At 73.5% G+C, this 20769-nt stretch carries 18 protein-coding genes; 8 read left to right on the top strand and 10 right to left on the bottom strand.

What is annotated here, in order from left to right; all coding sequences use genetic code 11:
- The first annotated feature begins 3 nt into the window (after positions 1–3).
- Genes ACIP84_RS33960 through ACIP84_RS33945 form a run of 4 tightly spaced genes read left to right on the top strand, consistent with a single transcriptional unit; the run spans position 4 to position 3945 of the window.
- A complete protein-coding gene (locus tag ACIP84_RS33960; RefSeq protein ID WP_030322438.1) occupies positions 4–1065 on the top strand; it encodes an ABC transporter permease in 1062 nt (353 codons plus the stop codon).
- Positions 1062–1976: an ABC transporter permease gene (locus ACIP84_RS33955; protein WP_401803217.1), complete on the top strand. Its 915-nt coding sequence runs from the start codon at positions 1062–1064 to the stop codon at positions 1974–1976. The genes ACIP84_RS33960 and ACIP84_RS33955 overlap by 4 nt, the downstream gene beginning before the upstream one ends.
- Positions 1973–2938 carry an ABC transporter ATP-binding protein gene (locus ACIP84_RS33950; protein ID WP_355970214.1) on the top strand — a complete coding sequence of 322 codons (966 nt, stop codon included), beginning with the start codon at positions 1973–1975 and terminating at the stop codon, positions 2936–2938. Before ACIP84_RS33955 ends, ACIP84_RS33950 begins: the two co-directional genes overlap by 4 nt.
- Positions 2935–3945 carry an ABC transporter ATP-binding protein gene (locus ACIP84_RS33945; protein WP_401803213.1) on the top strand — a complete coding sequence of 337 codons (1011 nt, stop codon included), beginning with the start codon at positions 2935–2937 and terminating at the stop codon, positions 3943–3945. Before ACIP84_RS33950 ends, ACIP84_RS33945 begins: the two co-directional genes overlap by 4 nt.
- A 67-nt stretch (positions 3946–4012) precedes the next feature.
- Here the strand turns inward: ACIP84_RS33945 and ACIP84_RS33940 are convergent, their stop codons facing one another.
- From ACIP84_RS33940 to rimP, 9 genes are all read right to left on the bottom strand, one after another.
- Positions 4013–4981: a bifunctional riboflavin kinase/FAD synthetase gene (locus tag ACIP84_RS33940; RefSeq protein WP_355970220.1), complete on the bottom strand. Its 969-nt coding sequence runs from the start codon at positions 4979–4981 to the stop codon at positions 4013–4015.
- Positions 4982–5012: 31 nt separating this feature from the next.
- Positions 5013–8711 (bottom strand): trypsin-like peptidase domain-containing protein, encoded by a 3699-nt coding sequence (locus tag ACIP84_RS33935; protein WP_401803210.1) that lies wholly within the window; start codon positions 8709–8711, stop codon positions 5013–5015.
- A gap of 224 nt (positions 8712–8935) precedes the next feature.
- A complete protein-coding gene (truB, locus tag ACIP84_RS33930; protein WP_355960625.1) occupies positions 8936–9835 on the bottom strand; it encodes a tRNA pseudouridine(55) synthase TruB in 900 nt (299 codons plus the stop codon).
- Entirely contained in the window at positions 9832–10272 is a 441-nt protein-coding gene (rbfA, locus tag ACIP84_RS33925) for a 30S ribosome-binding factor RbfA (RefSeq protein WP_266969794.1), read from the bottom strand. Before rbfA ends, truB begins: the two co-directional genes overlap by 4 nt.
- A 31-nt stretch (positions 10273–10303) precedes the next feature.
- The gene (locus ACIP84_RS33920; protein ID WP_355960622.1) at positions 10304–10597 is read right to left on the bottom strand and encodes a DUF503 domain-containing protein; all 294 of its coding nucleotides are present in this window, start codon (positions 10595–10597) and stop codon (positions 10304–10306) included.
- Positions 10598–10745: 148 nt separating this feature from the next.
- Positions 10746–13856, bottom strand: a complete 3111-nt coding sequence (gene infB / locus ACIP84_RS33915) for a translation initiation factor IF-2 (protein ID WP_401803206.1) — start codon at positions 13854–13856, stop codon at positions 10746–10748.
- A 147-nt stretch (positions 13857–14003) separates the two neighbouring features.
- The gene (locus tag ACIP84_RS33910; RefSeq protein ID WP_355960619.1) at positions 14004–14285 is read right to left on the bottom strand and encodes a YlxR family protein; all 282 of its coding nucleotides are present in this window, start codon (positions 14283–14285) and stop codon (positions 14004–14006) included.
- Between the two features lie 74 nt (positions 14286–14359).
- Positions 14360–15355, bottom strand: coding sequence for a transcription termination factor NusA (nusA, locus tag ACIP84_RS33905; protein ID WP_355960617.1), 996 nt, complete (start codon positions 15353–15355; stop codon positions 14360–14362).
- Positions 15356–15357: 2 nt separating this feature from the next.
- Complete coding sequence (gene rimP, locus ACIP84_RS33900) at positions 15358–15864, bottom strand: ribosome maturation factor RimP (RefSeq protein WP_401803203.1); 507 nt, start codon at positions 15862–15864, stop codon at positions 15358–15360.
- A 179-nt stretch (positions 15865–16043) separates the two neighbouring features.
- Between rimP and ACIP84_RS33895 the strand changes: the two genes are divergently transcribed.
- Genes ACIP84_RS33895 through ACIP84_RS33880 form a run of 4 tightly spaced genes read left to right on the top strand, consistent with a single transcriptional unit; the run spans position 16044 to position 18944 of the window.
- Positions 16044–16628: a hypothetical protein gene (locus tag ACIP84_RS33895; protein WP_401803200.1), complete on the top strand. Its 585-nt coding sequence runs from the start codon at positions 16044–16046 to the stop codon at positions 16626–16628.
- On the top strand, positions 16625–17041 hold the full coding sequence (locus ACIP84_RS33890) for a ferritin-like domain-containing protein (protein WP_401803199.1): 417 nt from the start codon (positions 16625–16627) through the stop codon (positions 17039–17041). Before ACIP84_RS33895 ends, ACIP84_RS33890 begins: the two co-directional genes overlap by 4 nt.
- Positions 17042–17072: 31 nt before the next feature.
- Complete coding sequence (locus ACIP84_RS33885) at positions 17073–17972, top strand: aminoglycoside phosphotransferase family protein (protein ID WP_401803197.1); 900 nt, start codon at positions 17073–17075, stop codon at positions 17970–17972.
- A gap of 45 nt (positions 17973–18017) precedes the next feature.
- A complete protein-coding gene (locus ACIP84_RS33880; RefSeq protein ID WP_355960608.1) occupies positions 18018–18944 on the top strand; it encodes a slipin family protein in 927 nt (308 codons plus the stop codon).
- Positions 18945–19006: 62 nt separating this feature from the next.
- Here the strand turns inward: ACIP84_RS33880 and ACIP84_RS33875 are convergent, their stop codons facing one another.
- Complete coding sequence (locus ACIP84_RS33875) at positions 19007–20707, bottom strand: proline--tRNA ligase (protein WP_355960605.1); 1701 nt, start codon at positions 20705–20707, stop codon at positions 19007–19009.
- Positions 20708–20769 lie beyond the last annotated feature (62 nt).

Raw genomic sequence — 20769 nt, 5'->3', positions numbered from 1 at the left:
TCCGTGACGACAGCGAGCACCCCCGCCGACGTGGTGCGGGCCGAAGAGGCCCGCGCCACGGACGGCGCACCCCGCACCGGTTCCTCCCTCGGCTACCTCCGCCACGCGGCGGGCAAGCTGGGCGGCGCGCTCGTCTCCCTCTTCGCCGTCCTCGTCACCAGCTTCTTCCTGTTCCGGATCATCCCCGGCGACCCGGTGAAGGCGATGACGCACGGCGTGCCCACCTCCGCCGAGCAACTCGCCACGCTGCGGCGCCAGTTCGGCCTCGATCTGCCGCTGTGGCAGCAGTTCACCGACTACTGCGCCAAGGCGCTGAGCGGCGACCTCGGCACCTCGTTCCAGTTCCGTGCCCCGGTCGGCGACCTGATCGCGGAGAAACTGCCCGCCACGCTGCTGCTCACGGGCGTCGCGGTGGTGATCTACTCGGCGCTCGGGCTGTGGCTCGGCACCCGCTCGGCCTGGCGCCACGGCGGGCTCGGCGACAAGCTGAACACCGGGATCGCGCTGACCCTGTGGTCGGTGCCCTCCTTCTGGCTCGGGCTGCTGCTCATCATCGTGTTCTCGGTCGGCATCGGCCCGATCCCGGGGCTCTTCCCGACCGGCGGCATGGAGTCGGGCACGGGCGAGACCGGCTTCGCGTACGTCCTCGACGTCGCCCACCACCTCGTCCTGCCGGTCGTCACGCTCGTGGCCGTCGGGTACGCGCAGACCCTGCTCGTGATGCGCTCCTCGCTCCTCGACGAGATGGGCGGCGACTATCTGACGACGGCACGGGCGAAGGGGCTGCGCGACGACGACGTACGGCGCCGGCACGCCGTGCCGAACGCGCTCCTGCCGACCGTGACGATGATCTTCATCAACCTGGGCCATGTGGCGGCCGGTTCGATCCTGGTGGAGACGGTGTTCTCCTGGCCGGGGCTCGGCGGGCTGTTCTACCAGGCCCTCAGCGTGCCCGATCTGCCGCTCGTCCAGGGCCTCTTCGTGGTCTTCGCCGGAGCGATGATCCTGATGAACCTGATCGCCGACCTGCTGTATCCGCTGCTCGACCCCAGGGTGGGCCGATGACCACGACCGAGCCGGCGCCGCCGTCGGCGGCCTCGCTGCGGTGGGAACGCCGCCGCAGCTCGGTGTCCCGCTTCTGGAAGGCGTACCGCACCCACCGCGCCGGGCTCCTCGGCCTCGCCGGGCTCGCCCTCATCGCGCTGCTCGCGCTGACCGCCCCGTGGACCGTGGGCGCCGACGTGCAGTCCGTGACACAGGCCCCGGGCACCGCCCTGGAACCGCCGAGCGCCGAGTTCCCGCTGGGCACCGACCAGTTCGGCCGCTCCCTGCTGGGTCTGCTGGTCTGGGGAGCGCGGATCTCGCTGCTCGTCGGACTGCTGGCCGCGGCGCTCTCGGTGGCCATCGGCACCCTCGTGGGGATCATCGCCGGGCACTACGGCGGCTGGTTCTCGACCGTCGTCATGCGGATCACCGACTGGTTCCTGGTGATGCCGACGCTGGTCCTCGCGATCGTGCTCGCCACCGTCATGTCCCGGTCGATGTGGACGGTCGTCATCGCCATCGGGGTGACCTCCTGGCCGACCACGGCCCGCCTCGTCCGGGCCCAGACCATCGCCGTCGAGTCCCGCCCGTACATCGAACGGGCGACCGCGCTCGGCGGCGGGCACGGGCACGTCATGAGCAGGCACGTGCTGCCGAACGTGATGCCGCTGGTGCTCGCGCAGACCACCCTCGGCATCTCGACCGCCATCCTCACCGAGGCCACCCTCGCCTTCCTCGGGCTCGGCGACCCGACGGTCGTCTCCTGGGGCGGCATGCTCCAGGACGCCCGCGAGGCCGGGGCGGTCTCCTCCGGGCACTGGTGGTACCTGGCACCGCCCGGCATCGCCATCGCCCTGGTCGCGCTGGCGTTCACCCTGTGCGGCCGGGCCGTCGAGTCGGTACTCAACCCGAAGCTGGGGGTGGGGCGATGAGCCTCCTGGAGGTACGGGACCTCAGGGTGACGTACGGGTCGGGCGCGACCGCCGTGCCCGCCGTGCGCGGGGTCGACCTGACCCTGGAGCCGGGGCGCAAACTCGGCGTGGCGGGCGAGTCCGGCTGCGGCAAGTCCACGCTCGCCCTCGCGCTGCTGCGCCTGCTTCCGGCGTCGGCGCGGATCGAGGGGCGGATCCTGCTCGACGGCGACGACGTCCTCACCATGAAGTGGGGCCGGCTCCGGGCCGTGCGGTGGGCGGGGGCGTCGATCGTCTTCCAGGGCGCGATGCACTCGCTCAACGCCGTGCACCGGATCGGGGACCAGATCGCCGAACCGCTGCTCGTGCACGGCCGGGCGACCCCGGCGGCGGCCCGCAGGAAGGCCGGCGAGCTGCTCGAACACGTCGGTCTGCCCGCCGCGCGCGCGGCCGCCTATCCGCACGAGCTGTCCGGGGGGCAGCGGCAGCGCGTGATGATCGCGATGGCGCTGGCCTGCGATCCGCAGCTGATCGTCGCGGACGAGCCGACGACCGCGCTCGACGTGATGATCCAGGCGCAGATCCTGCGGCTGATCGAGCGACTCGTCGCCGAGCAGTCCATCAGCCTGCTGATGATCAGCCACGACCTCGCGGTCCTCGCCGACACCTGTGACCGCCTTGCCGTGATGTACGCGGGCCGGGTGGTCGAGGAGGGTCCGGCCAGGGCGGTGTACGAGGCCGCTCGGCACCCCTACGGCCGGGCGCTGTCCTCGGCGTTCCCGCGCGTCGGGGACCTCGCGTCCCGGCGTGCGCCGCGCGGACTGCCGGGCGACCCGCCGGACCCGGCGGACCTGCCGGGCGGCTGCACCTTCCACCCGCGCTGTCCGGTGGCGGTGGACGCCTGCGGCGCACTCGATCTGGAGCTACGGGAGGCGGGCACGGACCACCGGGCCGCCTGCGTCCATGTGGGGAGCGCGTCATGAGTACGGAGACGGCCGTACGTACGGAGGCGAAGGCGGCGGCACTGCTGTCGGCTCGTGGACTGCACGTCACCTTCCCCGGCCGGCGGGGCGCGCCGCCCGCCCGGGCGGTCGACGGGGTGGACCTGGACATCGGCGCGGGCGAGATCGTGGCCCTCGTCGGGGAGTCGGGCTGCGGCAAGACGACCCTGGCCCGCTCGCTCCTCGGCCTGGTCCGGCCCACGTCGGGGACGGTCTCCTTCGACGGGAGGCCGCTCGGCTACGGCGCCGGGGCCCTCAAGGCGTACCGGAAGCGGGCCCAGCTGGTCCTCCAGGACCCGAGCGGCTCACTGAACCCCCGGCACACGGTGTACGACGCGGTGGCGGAGGGGCTGCGGATCCACGGCTACGCGGGCGACGAGCGGGAGGCGGTCGCCGGGGCCCTCGCGCGGGCCGGGCTCCGCCCGCCGGAGCGCTTCTTCCTGCGCTACCCGCACGAGCTGTCCGGCGGGCAGCGGCAGCGCGTCGTCATCGCGGGCGCGCTGGTCCTGGAGCCCGAACTCATCGTCGCCGACGAGCCGGTGGCCTCGCTGGACGCCTCCGTTCGGGGCGAGATCCTGGCGCTGCTCCTGCGCCTGCGGGACGAACTCGGGCTCTCCGCGCTGGTGGTGACGCACGACCTGGGTCTCGCGTGGAACATCGCGGACCGGGTCGCGGTGATGTACCTGGGCCGGGTCGTGGAGACCGGCACGGTGGAGTCCGTCCTGACCCGGCCTCGGCATCCGTACACCCAGGCGCTGTTGTCGGTGCTCCCGGAGTCCGGGGGCGCTCCGGTGGTGCTGACGGGCGAGCCGCCGGACCCGTCCCGCATCCCGTCCGGCTGCCGCTTCCACGCCCGCTGCCAGATCCTCGCCTCGGGCGAGGCGGCGGCGGTCGCGGACCGCTGCCGCGGGGAGAGCCTGCCGGTCCTGGGCGGCGGCGGGGAGCAGGAGGCGGCCTGCCACTGGGTGGCGCGGGAGGCGGTGCTCTGAGCCGACGGGAGGCGCGTCGCCTCCCGTCTCGCGGCCGGGCGGTACCGAATGAGCGTACGGCGGCGGGCTAGCCGGCCTGGGGGTGCTCCAGATCGTACGCCTCCGTCAGCTCCCGGCAGCGCTTCACGTCGCCGGCCATCGCTTCGAGCAGGTCGTCCAGGGTGTCGAACTTCAGCATCCCTCGGACGTACGCGAGGAAGTCCACGGCCACGTGCAGTCCGTACAGGTCGAGGCCCTCGCGGTCGATCGCATAGGCCTCGACCGTCCGCTCCGTGCCGTCGAACTGCGGGTTCGTGCCGACCGAGATGGCCGCCGGCATCCGCTCCCCGTCGGCCGTCAGCCAGCCGGCGTAGACGCCGTCGGCCGGGATGGCGGTGTGCGGGAGGGTCTCGACGTTGGCCGTCGGGAAGCCCAGTTCGCGGCCGCGCTGCGCGCCGCGGACCACGATGCCCTCGACGCGGTGCGGACGCCCGAGGATCTCACCCGCGCCGGCCATGTCGCCCTCGGCGACGAGCCGGCGGGTGAGGGTGGAGGAGAAGGGGTCGCCGCCGCCCGCCGTGCCGCTCACGTACAGGTCGATGACCTCGACCTCGTAGTCGTAGGTGGCACCGAGCTCGGACAGGAAGGCGACGTTTCCGGCGGCGCGGTGTCCGAAGCGGAAATTGGGGCCCTCGATGACGGCCTTCGCGTGCAGCTTGTCGACGAGCACCTTGACGATGAACTCGGCCGGGGACAGCTGGGAGAACTCGGCGGTGAACGGCAGCACGAGCACCGCGTCCACGCCGAGGCCGGCCATCAGCTCGGCGCGCCGGTGGTGCGGGGCGAGCAGCGGCGGGTGGCTGCCGGGCCGCACGACCTCGGAGGGGTGCGGGTCGAAGGTGACCACCACGGAGGGGACGCCGAGTTCCCCGGCGCGCTCGACGGCCCGCCCGATGATCAGCTGGTGCCCGCGGTGCACACCGTCGTAGGAGCCGATGGTGACGACGCTGCGCCCCCAGTCCTGGGGGATGTCCTCCAAGCCACGCCAGCGCTGCACTGTGACCGCTCCTCGTCCGCCTGTTCGCCGATTACGCAGGTCTAAGACTGCCATGCCCGCGGCCCTCGGTTCGCATCGGCATGGAAGTGCCGTGGCTCCGCAGCGCCCGGAGGGTCTCAGGACCGAGCAGCGGCGCCCACGCGGCGGGGTCGCCGACCGCCCAGCGGGCGAGCAGCGTGGCGAACGCGGGCCATGCTCCGAGGTGTCCCGCGAGGGCCTGGTCGAGCAGCCTCGCGCCGTCGGGGGTACGGGCCCACAGGGCGCCGACCCGGTGGGTGAGCGCCCGGGTGCGGGGCTCGCTGCGCCGCTCGGCGCCCTCCGCGGCGGCCTCCAGGAGGGCGGCCAGGACGGTGAACTCCCCCGTCTCCGCCTCGTACCGCTCGTGCTCCAGGAGTACGTCGAGGAGTTCGGCCCGCAGATGCCGGGAGGCGCCGGTGCCGGGCGCGGCGAGGACGGGGGCGAGGGCGCGGCGGACCGGCGCGGGGCGGCCCCGGATCAGACCGGAGACCAGCGGGTGGAGGACGGCTCGGGCGGCCGGGCCGTACTCGAAGCGCCGGTCGACGAAGCGGGCCACGTGTCCGGCGCCCTCGGGGTGGCGGGCGACGTAGCCGCGGACGAGGGCGGCCACCCGGCGGGCGAGTGCGGGCGTGTCGACGTCGGCGAGCGCCCGCAGGGCGGCGGCGGGGGCCTCGCCCGTGCCGTCGAGCCGGGCTCCGAAGGCGGCGAGGACCGGTCCCGGGTCGGCCGCGAGGGCCTCGACGAGGGCGCTCGCGGGCACCCGGGGCTCGGCGAGGGCGCGGGGCAGGTGGCGGTCCCGGGTGTGCGGGTCGCGGATCAGCAGGCCCAGGGCGGCGCCGTGGAGAGTCTGGTCGCCGGGGCGTGCGAGCAGGGCCTGGGCGGCGAAGCGGAGGAGCTCCCGGTCGGCGGGGCGGGTGGCGTGACCGGCGACGAGATGACCGTACGTGGCGGCCGCGACGCGCCGCTCCGGCCGCCCGTCGTCGTGGGCCCAGCGGTCGACGGCCCGGCAGACGGCGGAGGGCTCGTCCTCGGCGAGGGCGGCGAGGAGGCCGTCGGCGAGCGGGTGGGCGGTGGCGACGAGCGCCTCGCACAGATCGTCGACGGCGAGCGCCCGATGGGTGTGCAGCAGGGCCTGGGCGGCGGTGGCGACGGTCGCGCCCGGGGCGGCGGGGAGGGCTCGGTCGTCGCCGAACCAGCGGCAGAGGAGCGGCTGCACGCCCCGGGGGTCCGCGGCGAGCATTCCGGCGACGGCGGCGAGGGCGCGCGCGGCGCCGGATCCCCCGCCCTGGCCCTCGCCGCGGTTCTCGCCGGGGTTCTCGCTGGGATTCTCGCCGCGGTTCTCGCCAGGGCCCTCGTCGCCGTTCTCGCCGCCGGTCCCGACGCGGTGCTCGTCGCCGGACTCGCCGTCGTACTCGCCGGGCGGCGGGTCGGCGGGGACGAGCCGCCGCAGCAGATCGATCCGCTCGTCCTTCCCGAGGGGCAGTCCCAGCCAGAAGTCGGGCCCGAACGCGGAGAAGACCGCGTGCCGCCCGCCGCGGGCCGCGCCCCGGCGGGCGCCTGCCCCCTTCGGCTCGGCGCCCGCCCCGATCCGGTCGGCGAGCAGCCGCAGGACGGGGAGGTACGGCCGGGGGTCCGGCAGCCTCCGCACGCTCTCGCCGAACAGCCGGGCGGCCCACCAGGGCCCGTCGCCGCAGGTTCCGCCCTCCTCGTCGGCGTACCGCCCGAGGGCCTCGGCGAGCACGGCGAGGCGGGGGGCGAGGGCGGCCGGGCCTCGCTCCCGGTGGAGCAGCAGGAGCGCCTGGAGGACGGGGCCGATGCGGTGCCGCGGGACCGGAGGGGGCGCTTCGTCGGGGGTCCGCTGCCGGGGGACGGCGGGCGGCGCGAGGGGGTCGGCGGGGTCGGCGGGACCGGCCGCGTGCTCGGGGCCGGCCAGGGAACCGAGCCCCTGGGAGAGCAGCGCCTCCAGGGCGCCGTCCAGGTCGAGGTGGGCCGCCTGCACCCAGTCCGCCAGCTCCTCGTGGGCGAAGCGGTAGCCGGCGCCGGCGGGGACGAGCAGCCCTTCGGTCAGGACCGCCGAGGCCCAGCCCTCCCGCCAGGGGAAGAGCTCCTCGAAGGAGGGACGGTCGAGGACGCCGTGGCCGGGGCCGAGGCAGCGGCGGGCCGCCTCGTGGACCTGGCCGGTGACGCGGGCCGCGAGGCGGCGTACGGCGGTCCCCGGCGGCAGGGGCCGGGAGCCCGCGGCGATCCGGACGGCGATGCGCAGGCACATCAGGTCGAGGTACGCGGTGAAGATCTCCTCGCGCCCCGGCCGCCCGGGGACGTCCGCCGGCAGCGCGGCCCGCACCTCGGCGAGCAGTCGCAGGGCCAGCGGGTGGCGGGCGTCGGCCTCGGCGAGGTCCGTCTCCGCCAGGCCGTACCCCTCGCGTACGGCCCGCGCCTCGGCCGTGGAGTAAGGCCCGAGGACGAGCGCGGCCGGCAGTCCGCCGGGCGCGCCGTCCCGGGGGCCCGTCGCCGGCCGGTGCAGCGCGTCCGGCCGGTAGAGGGCGCCCGCGCGTTCCCAGTGCTCGGGGCGGCAGGCGGTGACGAGGCGGGCGTGGTGGGCGCGGAGCCAGTCCTCGGTGGCGGTCGTCCAGTCGGCGAGCCGGTGGGCGAGGTGCGGCGGCATCTCCTCGGGGCCGTCGAGGACGACGAGGAGCGGCCGGCCGGCCTCGTGGGCGAGGGCGGCGGCTCGTTCGGGAGTGGCCGTGGTGGTGTCGCCGAGCGCCCCGGAGGCGGCGACGATACGGCCGGCCTGCCGGAGTGCCCGGCCGACGGCCTCGGCGAGCGAGCGGTCCCCGGCGCGCAGGTCGGCCCCGCGCAGCCGGACGGTGGGGGCGGGCGCGACGCCCCGGGCGCGGCGGGCGCAGAGGGCGGCGAGGGCGGTGGTGCGGCCGGTGCCGGGGGCGCCGACGAGGGCGAGGACCGGCGCTTCGCCCGCCGTGAAGCGGGTGAACTCGCGGACGCACTCGGGGCGTTCGACGGGCTCGGGCCAGGGGCCGGGGTCCCGGACGGGGCCGGTGGAGGTGGCGGTGAGTTCCAGGATCCCGGCGAGGTTGAGATCGGGGCCGTAGGCGGGGACGGTGGCCGCGTTGCGCCGGAGGAGGGCGCTGAGGGGGCCTTCGGGGCGCAGCCGCACCGCGTATCCGGCGGCCGGGCGGTCGCCGTGCAGGGCGGTGCCGAGGACGGCGACGACGGTGCCGGTGGTGGTGTCGAGGACGGGGCCGCCGGCGGCCTGTCCGCCGAGGCGGAGGGCCTCGGCGCCCTCGGTGCCGATGGCGAGTTCGAGGGCGTCGGCGAGTGCGTGGAAGCGGTCGGTGGCGGTGTACGTGACGGCGGCGGGACCGAGCACGCGCGCCTCGCGCCAGCCGTGGGCGGCGATCCGTACGTAGGTGCCGGGTTCGATCTCGGGTCGGGTCGCGAGCGGCAGCGGCCGTACGCCGAGGCCTTCGGTCCGTACGAGTGCGAGGCCGCTCTCGGGCACCGGGGTGACGGCCTCGGCCTCGGCGAGCCAGGTCCGGTCGCCGGGGGCGTGCAGGACGACACGGCTGAGCCCGTCGACGGCTTCGTGACTGGTGACGACCGTTCCGTGGTGGTCGGCGAGGAATCCGGTGCCGCGAGGCCGGCCCGCCAGATCGCAGATCCGCACCAGCGTCGCCAGGTCCCCGCGTCCCATGGGGTCGACGGTAGGTCGCCGGTGATCACACGGAGGACCACGAGAGGGGAACGCGCCCCCTGGCACTCCCCCCTTCGCTCCGAGCGCCTCCCTGATCGGGTGATTCTTCGGCGTTCCGCGGGACAGGCTCTCGCCGGGGGAGTCAAAGGGGGAGACAGGTGAGGGCGGGCACGCGCGCGTGCCCGCCCTCACTGTGAGCCGAGAGGGGCTCCGAACCGCTCGGATCAGCCGAAGACGGCGAGGCTCTTGGCCTTGCCCCGCTGGGCCTCCACGAGCGCGAGCAGCGTCCCCTCGGGCCCGTAGACCGCGACGGGACCCGCCGGGTACTCCGGCATCTCCAGGCGGACGCCGTTGAGCAGCAGCTTGGCCCGCTTCTCGTCGACGTCCCACCGGGGGAACGCCGCCGAGGCCGCGTCGGCGACCGGCATGACGGTGAGCTCCTCCTGGAGCTGGTCGAGCGTCTTCGCCGAGTCCAGCTTGTACGGGCCGACCCGGGTGCGGCGCAGCGCGGTCAGGTGCCCGCCCACGCCGAGGCCGGCGCCGAGGTCCCGGGCGAGCGCCCGGATGTACGTACCGGAGGAGCAGACGACGGAGACGACCAGGTCGACGACGGGGGTGCCGTCCTCGGCGGTCGCCTCACGGACGTCGTACACCTGGAAGGAGGAGACGGTGACCGGGCGGGCCGGGATCTCGAACTCCTCGCCCCCGCGCACGCGCGCGTAGGACCGCTTGCCGTCGATCTTGATCGCGGAGACCTTCGACGGCACCTGCATGATGGCGCCGGTCAGTTCGGCGACGCCCGCGTCGATGCCCTCGCGGGTCACCTTGGAGGCGTCGACGGAGGCCGTGATCTCGCCCTCGGCGTCGTCGGTGATGGTCGTCTGGCCCAGGCGGATGGTGCCCAGGTACTCCTTCTCGGTCAGCGCGAGGTGACCGAGGAGCTTGGTCGCCCGCTCCACGCCGAGGACGAGGACGCCGGTGGCCATGGGGTCGAGCGTGCCGGCGTGGCCCACCCGGCGGGTCTTCGCGATCCCGCGCATCTTGGCCACGACGTCGTGCGAGGTGAAGCCCGACGGCTTGTCGACGATGACAAGGCCGTCGGGCACCTTTGCTGCGTTGCTCATTCGGCGGCTTCGTCCTCGCCCGGCTTCTTGTAGGGGTCGGCCTCGCCCGCGAAGTCGGCGCCCGAGGACGCCTCCCGCACCTGGGCGTCCGAGGCCCGTGCCTTGTCGAGGAGGTCCTCGATGGTCTTGGCGTTCTCCGGGAGGGCGTCGGCCACGAAGGCCAGGGTCGGGGTGAACTTGGTCCCGGCCGCGCGGCCCACGGCCGAACGGAGGATGCCCTTGGCGCTCTCCAGGCCCGCGGCGGCGCTCGCCCGCTCCTCGTCGTCGCCGTAGACCGTGTAGAAGACCGTGGCCTCCCGCAGGTCGCCGGTGACGCGGGTGTCCGTGATGGTCACGTGCGTGCCCAGGCGGGGGTCCTTGATGCCGCGCTGCAGCTTCTCGGCGACCACCTCCCGGATGAGGTCTGCCAGCTTCTTCGCCCGCGCGTTGTCGGCCACTGGTCCTTCTCCTTCTTTGCCTTGCTCAACATCAGTCTTCATCAGTGTGGAGCCTGCGGCGCACCGACAGCAGCTCCACCTCGGGGCGGGCGGCGACGAGCCGCTCGCACCGGTCCAGTACGTCGCTGAGGTGTCCCGGGTCCCCCGTCACCATCGCGACGCCGATCTCGGCCCGTCGATGGAGGTTCTGGCCGCCGACCTCCGCCACGCTCACCGCGAACTTCCGCTGGAGCTCGGCGACGATCGGCTTGACGACGGAGCGTTTCTCCTTCAACGAACGAACGTCGCCGAGGAGCAGATCGAAGGACAGTGTCCCCACATACATGGATGTCCGGATGTCCCGCCGGTTCGGGTTCGGTGTGCCCGCCGACCACTCGGCGGGGACATCCGAAACCGTACACGCAACGGCCGGGGCCGATCGACGGAATAGTTTCCGCCGACCGGCCCCGGCTCACTGCTGCGATCGGACGCGATCAGGCGCGCGGCTTCTCGCGCATCTCGTACGTCGCGATGACGTCGTCGATCTTGATGTCGTTGAAGTTTCCGAGGTTGATACCACCCTCGAAGCCTTCGCGGATCTCGGTGACGTCGTCCTTGAAGCGGCGCAGACCGTGGATCGTGAGGTCCTCGGCGATGACCTTGCCGTCGCGGACGAGGCGCGCCTTGGTGTTGCGCTTGACCTCGCCGGAGCGGATGAGGACACCGGCGATGTTGCCCAGCTTGGACGAGCGGAAGACCTCGCGGATCTCCGCCGTACCGAGCTCGACCTCTTCGTACTCCGGCTTGAGGAGGCCCTTGAGCGCCGCCTCGATCTCCTCGATCGCCTGGTAGATGACCGAGTAGTACCGGACGTCGACGCCCTCGCGCTCCGCCATCTGCGCGGCACGGCCGGCCGCACGGACGTTGTAGCCGATGACGATGGCGTCGGAGCCCATGGCCAGGTCGATGTCCGACTCGGTGACCGCACCCACACCGCGGTGCAGGACACGGATGTCGACCTCTTCGCCGACGTCGAGCTGGAGCAGCGAGGCCTCCAGGGCCTCGACCGCACCGGACGCGTCGCCCTTGATGATGAGGTTGAGTTCCTGGACGAGACCGGCCTTGAGCACCTTGTCGAGGTCCTCGAGGGACACCCGGCGGACGCGCTTGGCGAAGGCGGCGTTGCGCTCACGCGCAGCGCGCTTCTCGGCGATCTGACGGGCCGTACGGTCCTCGTCGACAACCAGGAGGTTGTCGCCGGCACCCGGGACGTTGGTGAGACCCAGGACCAGGACGGGAGTCGACGGGGCCGCCTCCTCGACGTTGTTGCCCTTGTCGTCGAGCATCGCCCGGACACGGCCGTACGCGTCGCCGACCACCACGGTGTCGCCGATGCGCAGCGTTCCGCGCTGGACCAGGACGGTCGAGACGGCACCGCGACCGCGGTCGAGGTGCGACTCGATCGCAATACCCTGCGCGTCCTGGTTCGGGTTGGCCCGCAGGTCGAGCGAGGCGTCGGCGGTGAGGACGACGGCCTCGAGCAGGGAGTCGATGTGCAGACCCTGCTTGGCGGAGATGTCGACGAACATCGTGTCGCCGCCGTACTCCTCGGCCACCAGACCGAACTCGGTCAGCTGACCGCGGACCTTGGTCGGGTCCGCACCCTCGACGTCGATCTTGTTGACCGCGACGACGATCGGGACGCCGGCGGCCTTGGCGTGGTTGAGCGCCTCGATCGTCTGCGGCATGACGCCGTCGTTGGCCGCGACCACGAGGATCGCGATGTCGGTCGACTTCGCACCACGGGCACGCATGGCGGTGAACGCCTCGTGACCCGGGGTGTCGATGAAGGTGATGCGACGCTCTTCGCCGTTGACCTCGGTACCCACCTGGTAGGCACCGATGTGCTGGGTGATGCCACCGGCCTCGCCCGCGACGACGTTCGTCTTGCGGATCGCGTCGAGAAGTCGGGTCTTACCGTGGTCGACGTGACCCATGACGGTGACGACCGGCGGACGGGAGACCAGAGCCTCTTCGCCGCCCTCGTCCTCGCCGAACTCGATGTCGAAGGACTCGAGGAGCTCGCGGTCCTCTTCCTCCGGCGAGACGATCTGAACGGTGTAGTTCATCTCCTCGCCGAGCATCGTCAGCGTGTCGTCGGAGACGGACTGCGTGGCCGTGACCATCTCACCGAGGTTCATCATCACCGCGACGAGCGACGCCGGGTTGGCGCCGATCTTCTCGGCGAAGTCGGTGAGGGAGGCACCGCGCGACAGGCGAATGGTCTCGCCGTGGCCGCGAGGCAGCATCACGCCGCCCACGGACGGGGCCTGCATGGCCTCGTACTCCTGGCGCCTCTGACGCTTCGACTTGCGACCGCGACGCGCGGGACCGCCGGGACGACCGAAGGCGCCCTGCGTGCCACCACGGCCACCCGGACCGCCGGGACGGCCACCGAAGCCGCCGGGACGACCGCCGAAGCCGCCGCCACCGCCGCCGGGACCACCCGGACGACCGCCGCCGCCACCGGGACCACCGGGACGACCGGCGAAGCCGCCGCCGCCACCGCCGGGACCGGCCGGACGACCGGCGAAGCCGGGACGACCGCCGCCGCCACCGCCGGGACCACCCGGACGGCCGCCGGGGCCACCGGGACCACGGCCACCGCCGCCGGGACCGGGACGCGGGCCGGCAGCGGGACGCTGCGGCATCATGCCCGGGTTGGGACGGTTACCGCCGGGCGCGCCGCCCGGACGGGGAGCCTGCGGACGCGGCATGCCACCGGGGGTGGGACGAGCGCCGCCCTGACCCTGCGGACGCGGAGCGCCGCCGGGGCCACCCTGCGGACGCGGGGCGCCCGGAGCGGCACCGGGGCCGCCGGGACGGGGAGCGCCGCCACCGGGACGGGGCGTCTGCGGACGCGCCATGCCGGTGGAGCCACCCGAGGTGAAGGGGTTGTTGCCCGGACGCGGGCCGGCCGGACGGGCACCGCCCGGACGGGGAGCGCCCTGGCCCTGCGGACGCGGGGCACCCTGGCCCTGCGGACGCGGTGCGCCCTGACCCGGACGAGCCGGACGCTCGGGGCGGTCGCCGGTGGGACGGGGTCCCTGGGCGGCGCCACCGGGGCGCTGACCGGCGGCGGGAGCCGACGGGGGCGCGGTGAACTCGGGGGCGGCCGGAGCCGGGGTGACCGGCTTGGGCGCGGGCTTCGGGCCCGGGCGGGGGCCCGAGGCGGCCGGAGCCGGAGAGGGGGTGCTGCTCGCGGGCGCGGCCGGAGTGACCGGAGCCGGCGCCGCAGGCGCGGCGGGGGCCGGCTTGGGGGCCGGGGCGCCGGGCTTGGGGGCAGCGGGACGTGCCGCGGCGGCCGGAGAAGGCGCCGCGGGCTTGGAGGGGGCGGCCTTACGAGGCGCGCCAGGCTTGGCAGCGGTCTTGCCGGCGTTGCCGCCGGGACCCTGCAAAGCGTCAGTCAACTTGCGCACGACCGGCGCCTCGATCGTCGAGGACGCCGAACGGACGAATTCACCGAGTTCTTGGAGCTTGGCCATGACGACCTTGCTCTCCACGCCGAACTCCTTGGCGAGTTCGTATACCCGGACCTTAGCCACTTCGCTCCTTTGAGGTCCGGGTTACCGCCGGACCGTCGCTACTTCATGGGCGTACTCATCGCGTACTCATCGAGTGCTCATCGCAATCTCGACCTACTTCCAACTCGCGAGGTACCTGACCGCACGGTGTATCCGTGCCGTTCTTCTTCACTGCTGTGCCGGCCGTTCGACGTGGTGACGTAGTTCCGCTGTGTCGAGCGGGCCCTGGACCCTGAAGGCCCTCGGCAACGCTCGGCGGCGGACCGCCAGGTCGAGACAAGCCACGGCGGGGTGCAGGTACGCACCCCGGCCGGGCAGCGTACCGCGATGATCAGGAACGCACTCGTCCTTGTTCACCACGATCCGCAGCAGATCGCTCTTGGCCGCTCGCACCCGGCATCCCACACAGGTTCGCTCAGGGCACGCGCGGGCATGCGTCCGGCCAGACACGATTAAGTCTACCTCCCCGTACCGACCTCACCTGTTTGGGGCAAGAATCGAACAGTTGTTGGCCAAAAACGGTCTCAGTCCTCCGGACCGCTCGGCTCCGTGTCGGGACGGATGTCGATCCGCCAGCCGGTGAGGCGGGCGGCGAGGCGGGCGTTCTGGCCCTCCTTGCCGATCGCCAGCGACAGCTGGTAGTCCGGCACCGTCACCCGGGCGGAACGGGCCGCCATGTCGACGACCTCGACCCGGGACACCCGCGCCGGGGAGAGCGCGTTCGCGACCATCTCCGCCGGGTCGTCCGACCAGTCGACGATGTCGATCTTCTCGCCGAGCAGCTCCGCCATCACGTTGCGGACACGGCTGCCCATCGGGCCGATGCAGGCGCCCTTGGGGTTCAGGCCCGAACGGGTGGAACGGACGGCGATCTTGGTGCGGTGACCGGCCTCACGGGCGATGGCCGCGATCTCGACCGAGCCGTCGGCGATCTCCGGCACCTCCAGGGCGAAGAGCTTCCGCACCAGATTGGGGTGGGTGCGCGAAAGGGTGACGGACGGACCGCGGACACCCTTCGCCACCCGGACGACGTACGTCCGCAGCCGCAGACCGTGCGTGTAGTCCTCGCCCGGCACCTGCTCCTGCACCGGCAGGATGGCTTCCAGCTTGTCGTCCAGACGGACCAGGACGTTCTTCGGGTCCTTGCCCTGCTGCACGACACCGGCGACGACGTCGCCCTCGCGGCGCGCGTACTCGCCGAACGTCACGTCGTTCTCGGCGTCCCGCAGACGCTGCTGGATCACCTGGCGGGCGGTGCTCGCCGCGATCCGGCCGAAGTCCGACGGGGTGTCGTCGAAGTCCTTGGGCTCCTGGCCCTCCTCCAGGTCGGAGGCATCTTCCTTCGCCCACACCGTCACGTGACCGGTGAGCCGGTCCAGCTCCACACGCGCGTGGCGGCGGGCGTCGGGGGTGCGGTGGTAGGCGATGAGGAGGGCCGACTCGATCGCCTCGACCAGCAGGTCGAAGGAGATCTCCTTCTCATTCGCCAAGCCCTTGAGCAGCTTCACGTCGATGTCCACGGCTACGCCTCCTCTTCCTTCTTGTCCTTGCGGTTGAACTCGATCTCGACACGCGCCTTGACGATGTCGGCGAACGCGACCCGGCGGGCGGTGGGCTTGCGCCCCTTCACGCCCGGCACTTCGAGGTCGAGGCCGTCCTCGTCCACGGCCAGGATCCGCGCGACCAGTTCCTCGGCGGCGCCGTCGGTGCTCAGCTGGAGCTTGGCGAGGCGGCCGGTGGCCCGCACGTAGTGGCGGTGCTCGGTCAGCGGGCGGTCGGCGCCGGGGGAGCTGACTTCGAGGACGTACTCGCCCTCGCCCATCGCGTCGGTCTGGTCGAGCTTCTCGGAGATCGCGCGGCTCAGCTCGGCACAGGCGTCCAGTTCCACGCCCTCGTCCGAATCGACGACGATCCTCAGCAGTCCGCGGCGGCCGGCCCGGGACACCTCGATCTCCTCCAGATCCAGGTCCCTCGCGTGGACGAGCGGCTCCACGAGTCCGCGCAGCCTGTCGCTCTGGGTGGTGCTCATCCGGGTGACTCCTCGGCCGCGTGTGCTGTTGTGGGTTCGTCGCGTTTTCCTCGCGTGTCAGACCAAAGGGTATCCGGTCCGGGAGGGTGTTGCCGTCCACCGCCCCGGGGCCCGCGGGTACGCTCGCCTGCGGTGATCCCGACGATCTTCGACGACGTACCACAGCTGAGGGAGAGAGCGTGACGACGACGGGCAGGCGCGCACTCCTGACGGCGGGGATCTCGGCCGCGGCGGCGGCCGCGCTACCGGGCTGCAGCGCCTCGGAGGAGCCCCGTCCCCGGAAGCCCGGTGCCGCCGAGGTGGAGGCCGAACGGGTGGCGCGCGCCGAGGCCGCGCTGCGGCTGCGCTCCGTGACCGCCTCCAGGACCCTGCTGGAACGTTACGACGCCGCGCTCGCCGCCCACCCGGCCCTCGCGCCCCGGCTGACCCCGCTGCGACGCTCCGTGGCGGCCCACACGAAGGCGCTCGGCGAGGGCGGTACGACGGTGCGCCCGGCGACGGCCGCACCGTCACCGTCCGTCACCGCCACCGCCTCCATCGGCGTTTCCGCCTCCGCCTCGGCGCGGCCCGCTCCGTCCCCCGTGCACGCGGCGGCCGACCCCCGGGCGGCGCTGGAGGAACTCGCGGCGGCCGAACGCTCGGCCTCCGACGCCCACACCGCCGCCCTGGTCACCGCCCCGCCCGAGTACGCCCGGCTGCTGGCCTCCGTGGCCGCCGCGGGCGCCGCCCACGCCTACCTGCTGACCGAAGGAGCCCGGGCATGAGCGCCCTCGACGCGACCCAGGCCGCACTGGCCGCCGAGCACGCCGCGGTGTACGGGTACGGGGTCGTCGGCGGCCGGATCGGCGCGGAACGTCGGGCCGAGGCCACCGCCGCGTACGAGGCGCACCGGGCGCGCCGGGACACGCTGCGCCGCGCCGTGCGCGACCTCGGCGGCACGCCGGTGGTGGCGGCGGCCGCGTACGAGCTGCCCTTCCGGGTCACGGACCCGGCCGGCGCCGTCCGGTTGGCGGCCGTCCTGGAGGACCGGGTGGCCGGCGTCTACTCCGACCTCGTCCGGGCCACCGACGGCGCTCGGCGCCGCGAGGCGGCCGCCGCGCTGCGTGAGGCGGCGGTACGCGCGGTCCGCTGGCGCGGCAGCGACGTAACCTTTCCTGGGCTCGCCGAGCGGGTGTGAGCCCCGCCCCGACCGAAGGAACAACGTACGCATGGGTTTCGAACCGCCGCAGCGACTGATCAGGACGCTCGGCGAGACGTACGGGGACGCCGCGGCGGCCGAGTGGCTCGGGAGACTGCCCGAGCTCGCCGGTCAGGTGCTCGACCGCGCCTCCCTGGACAGCGAACGGGTGATGGCACCCGGCGGACGCAGCAGCCTGGTCGTGCTCGTCCGGCGGTCCGACGGCTCCCCCGCCGCGCTCAAGATCGCGCCCGCGTTCGCCCGGCCGGACCTGGAGCGGGACGCGCTCGCGCACTGGAACGGCTGGGGCGCGGTGCAGCTCCTCGACGAGGCCGCGGAGGGCGCGCTCCTCCTCGAACGGCTGCACCCCGAGGTGTCGCTGCGCTCGCTCCCGGAGGCGAAGGCGCTCCTGGAGGCGGCCGGGACCGTACGCAAGCTGTGGGTCGAGCCGGCGGCGGAGCACGGCTTCGAGACGGTCGCCGAGCGGACCGCCCGGCAGGCGGCGGCCATGGCCCCCCACCTGACCGGGGCGGCGACCGCCGAGCTGACGACGGCCGCGCTCGCGGCGCGCGAGGAGCTGGTGGCCGACGCCGCGGAGACCCTGCTGCTGCACGGGAACTTCCGGCAGGGCAAGGTGCTCGGCGGTGACCGGGCTCCCTGGCTGGCCGTGGGACCCGAGCCGCTGGTCGGCGAGCGGGCGTACGACCTCGCCCGGCTCGTACGGGACCGGGTCGAGGACCTGGTGGCCGCGTCCTCGGGCGCCTCGGCGGCCCGCCGGCGGGTCAACAAGCTGGCGGACTCCCTGGACCTCGACCGGGAGCGGCTGCGCGGCTGGACGCTGTTCCGCGCGGTCGAGTCGGGCACGCGGGCCCTGACGGCGGGGCGCCGGCAGGATGCCGAGCTGCTCCTGGAGTTCGCGAGCTGGCTGTAGGGGAATACCCTTTCTGTACCGTTCGGCTCAATCCAGGGGGCCGTGATGATCGAAGAGCTTCTGGTGGCCGCGGCCGGCGCGGCGGCGGCGATCGCCGTGTACGCGGGCGCGGCGGCGCGGGTCGTGAAGCAGTACGAGCGAGGTGTCGTCTTCCGCTTCGGGCGGGTGCGTGACGACGTGCGCACGCCCGGCTTCACGATGATCGTTCCGGGTGTGGACCGCCTCCACAAGGTGAACATGCAGATCGTCACGATGCCCGTGCCCGCGCAGGAGGGCATCACCCGGGACAACGTGACGGTGCGGGTCGACGCGGTCGTCTACTTCAAGGTCGTCGACGCGGCGGAGGCGCTGATCCGGGTCGAGGACTACAAGTTCGCGGTCTCGCAGATGGCGCAGACGTCGCTGCGGTCGATCATCGGCAAGAGCGATCTCGACGACCTGCTGTCGAACCGGGAGAAGCTCAACCAGGGCCTCGAACTGATGCTGGACTCCCCCGCGATCGGCTGGGGCGTGCAGATCGACCGGGTCGAGATCAAGGACGTCTCCCTGCCGGAGACGATGAAGCGCTCGATGGCCCGGCAGGCGGAGGCGGACCGGGAGCGCCGGGCGCGGGTGATCAACGCGGACGCGGAGCTCCAGGCCTCGAAGAAGCTGGCGGAGGCGGCGGCGGTGATGTCCGACCAGCCGGCGGCGCTGCAGCTGCGGCTGCTGCAGACGGTGGTGGCCGTCGCGGCGGAGAAGAACTCGACGCTGGTCCTGCCGTTCCCGGTGGAACTGCTGCGGTTCCTGGAACGGTCGACGGTGGGGCCCGCGGCCGCCGTGAGCGAGGCGCCCGCCGCGGCGCCGAGCACGTCGACGCCGGTCAGTGACGCGTACCTGAAGGGCGCGGCCCATGCGGCGGAGGGTGTGGAGCCGGTGGGTGACCTGACGGGGGCGTCGGTCGAGCCGGCACCGCCGGAGGACGGCGCCTGAGCGTGGGACGACGGGAGGGGCGGGGGCCTCGGACCCCCGCCCCTCCCTCATGCCTCGCGCGGTCAGGCGGTCAGGCGGGCCAGCGCCTCGTCGACCGTCAGTTCCTCGCGCTCACCCGTCCGGCGGTCCTTCAGCTCCACGACGCCCTCGGCCGAGCGGCGGCCGGCGACCAGGATCTTCGGGACGCCCATGAGCTCCGCGTCGGTGAACTTGACGCCGGGCGAGACGCCCGCGCGGTCGTCGACCAGGACGCGGAGGCCCGCGGCGGACAGCTTGTCGGAGACCTCCAGGGCCAGCTCGGTCTGGAGGGCCTTGCCCGCGGCGACGACGTGGACGTCGGCCGGGGCGACCTCGGCCGGCCAGCACAGGCCCTTCTCGTCGGCGGTCTGCTCCGCCAGCGCGGCGACGGCGCGCGAGACGCCGATGCCGTACGAGCCCATGGTCACGCGGACCGGCTTGCCGTTCTGGCCGAGGACGTCGAGCTTGAGGGCGTCGGCGTACTTGCGGCCCAGCTGGAAGATGTGGCCGATCTCGATGGCGCGGTCCAGCTTGAGGCCGGTGCCGCACTTGGGGCACGGGTCGCCCTCCTGCACGACGACGACGTCGACGTACTCCTCGACCTCGAAGTCACGGCCCGCGACGACGTTCTTCGCGTGCATGCCGTCCTTGTTGGCACCCGTGATCCACGCGGTGCCCGGCGCCACGCGCGGGTCGGCGATGTACGTGACCTTCTCCAGGCCCTGCGGGCCGACGTAGCCACGGACGAGGTCGGCGCGCTCGGCGAAGTCGGTCTCGGTGACCATCTCGACGGTCGCCGGCGCGAAGTGCTCCTCGACCTTGCCCATGTCGACCTCGCGGTCGCCGGGGACGCCCACGGCGACGATCTCGCCGTCGACCTTCACGAGGAGGTTCTTCAGCGTGGCGGAGGCGGGGACGCCGAGGGAGGCGGCCAGGGTCTCGATCGTGGGGGTGTCCGGGGTGGGGATCTCCTCGGCGGCCGGGACCGCCGATCCGTCGACCGGCTGGAGCTCGTACGAGATCGCCTCGGTGTTCGCCGCGAAGTCGCAGTTCGGGCAGTCGGCGAAGGTGTCCTCGCCGGCCTCGGCCGGGGCCAGGAACTCCTCGGACTTCGAGCCGCCCATGGCGCCGGCGGTGGCCGCGACGATGCGGTAGTCGAGGCCGAGGCGCTCGAAGACCCGCTGGTAGGCCTGGCGGTGCAGGGCGTAGGACTGGGCGAGGCCCTCGTCCTCGGTGTCGAAGGAGTACGAGTCCTTCATGAGGAACTCGCGGCCGCGCAGGATGCCGGCGCGGGGGCGGGCCTCGTCACGGAACTTGTTCTGGATCTGGTACAGGATGACCGGCAGGTCCTTGTACGACGAGCACTGGTCCTTCACCAGGAGCGTGAAGATCTCCTCGTGCGTCGGGCCGAGGAGGTAGTCGCCGCCCTTGCGGTCCTGGAGGCGGAAGAGCTCGGCGCCGTACTCGTCCCAGCGGCCCGTCGCCTCGTACGGCTCACGCGGCAGCAGCGCGGGGAGGGTGACCTCCTGCGCGCCGATCGCGTCCATCTCCTCGCGGACGATGCGCTCGATGTTGGAGAGGACCTTCTTGCCGAGGGGCAGCCAGCTCCAGATGCCGGCGGCGGTGCGGCGCACGTAGCCGGCGCGGACGAGGAGCTTGTGGCTGAGGACCTCGGCGTCGGCCGGGTCGTCGCGCAGCGTCTTCGCCATCAACTGGGACATGCGCTGGACCGGTGCGTTGGCCATGGTTCTCGTACTCCTGCCGGGTAAGGATGATGGCCCCGAGATTAGCCGGGCCTCCCCGGGTC

The sequence above is a fragment of the Streptomyces sp. NPDC088707 genome (assembly GCF_044752725.1).
Lineage (GTDB): Bacteria > Actinomycetota > Actinomycetes > Streptomycetales > Streptomycetaceae > Streptomyces.
Note: the sequence above shows the minus strand (reverse complement) of the source record. Positions and strands in the feature narration are given on the sequence as shown.

Coding starts and splice junctions, on each gene's coding strand:
- ACIP84_RS33955 (WP_401803217.1), top strand. CDS start 1,062: ATGACCACGACCGAGCCGGCGCCGCCGTCGGCGGCCTCGCTGCGGTGG.
- ACIP84_RS33950 (WP_355970214.1), top strand. CDS start 1,973: ATGAGCCTCCTGGAGGTACGGGACCTCAGGGTGACGTACGGGTCGGGC.
- ACIP84_RS33945 (WP_401803213.1), top strand. CDS start 2,935: ATGAGTACGGAGACGGCCGTACGTACGGAGGCGAAGGCGGCGGCACTG.
- ACIP84_RS33935 (WP_401803210.1), bottom strand. CDS start 8,711: ATGGGACGCGGGGACCTGGCGACGCTGGTGCGGATCTGCGATCTGGCG.
- truB (WP_355960625.1), bottom strand. CDS start 9,835: ATGAGCAACGCAGCAAAGGTGCCCGACGGCCTTGTCATCGTCGACAAG.
- ACIP84_RS33920 (WP_355960622.1), bottom strand. CDS start 10,597: ATGTATGTGGGGACACTGTCCTTCGATCTGCTCCTCGGCGACGTTCGT.
- rimP (WP_401803203.1), bottom strand. CDS start 15,864: ATGAGCACCACCCAGAGCGACAGGCTGCGCGGACTCGTGGAGCCGCTC.
- ACIP84_RS33890 (WP_401803199.1), top strand. CDS start 16,625: ATGAGCGCCCTCGACGCGACCCAGGCCGCACTGGCCGCCGAGCACGCC.
- ACIP84_RS33885 (WP_401803197.1), top strand. CDS start 17,073: ATGGGTTTCGAACCGCCGCAGCGACTGATCAGGACGCTCGGCGAGACG.
- ACIP84_RS33880 (WP_355960608.1), top strand. CDS start 18,018: ATGATCGAAGAGCTTCTGGTGGCCGCGGCCGGCGCGGCGGCGGCGATC.
- ACIP84_RS33875 (WP_355960605.1), bottom strand. CDS start 20,707: ATGGCCAACGCACCGGTCCAGCGCATGTCCCAGTTGATGGCGAAGACG.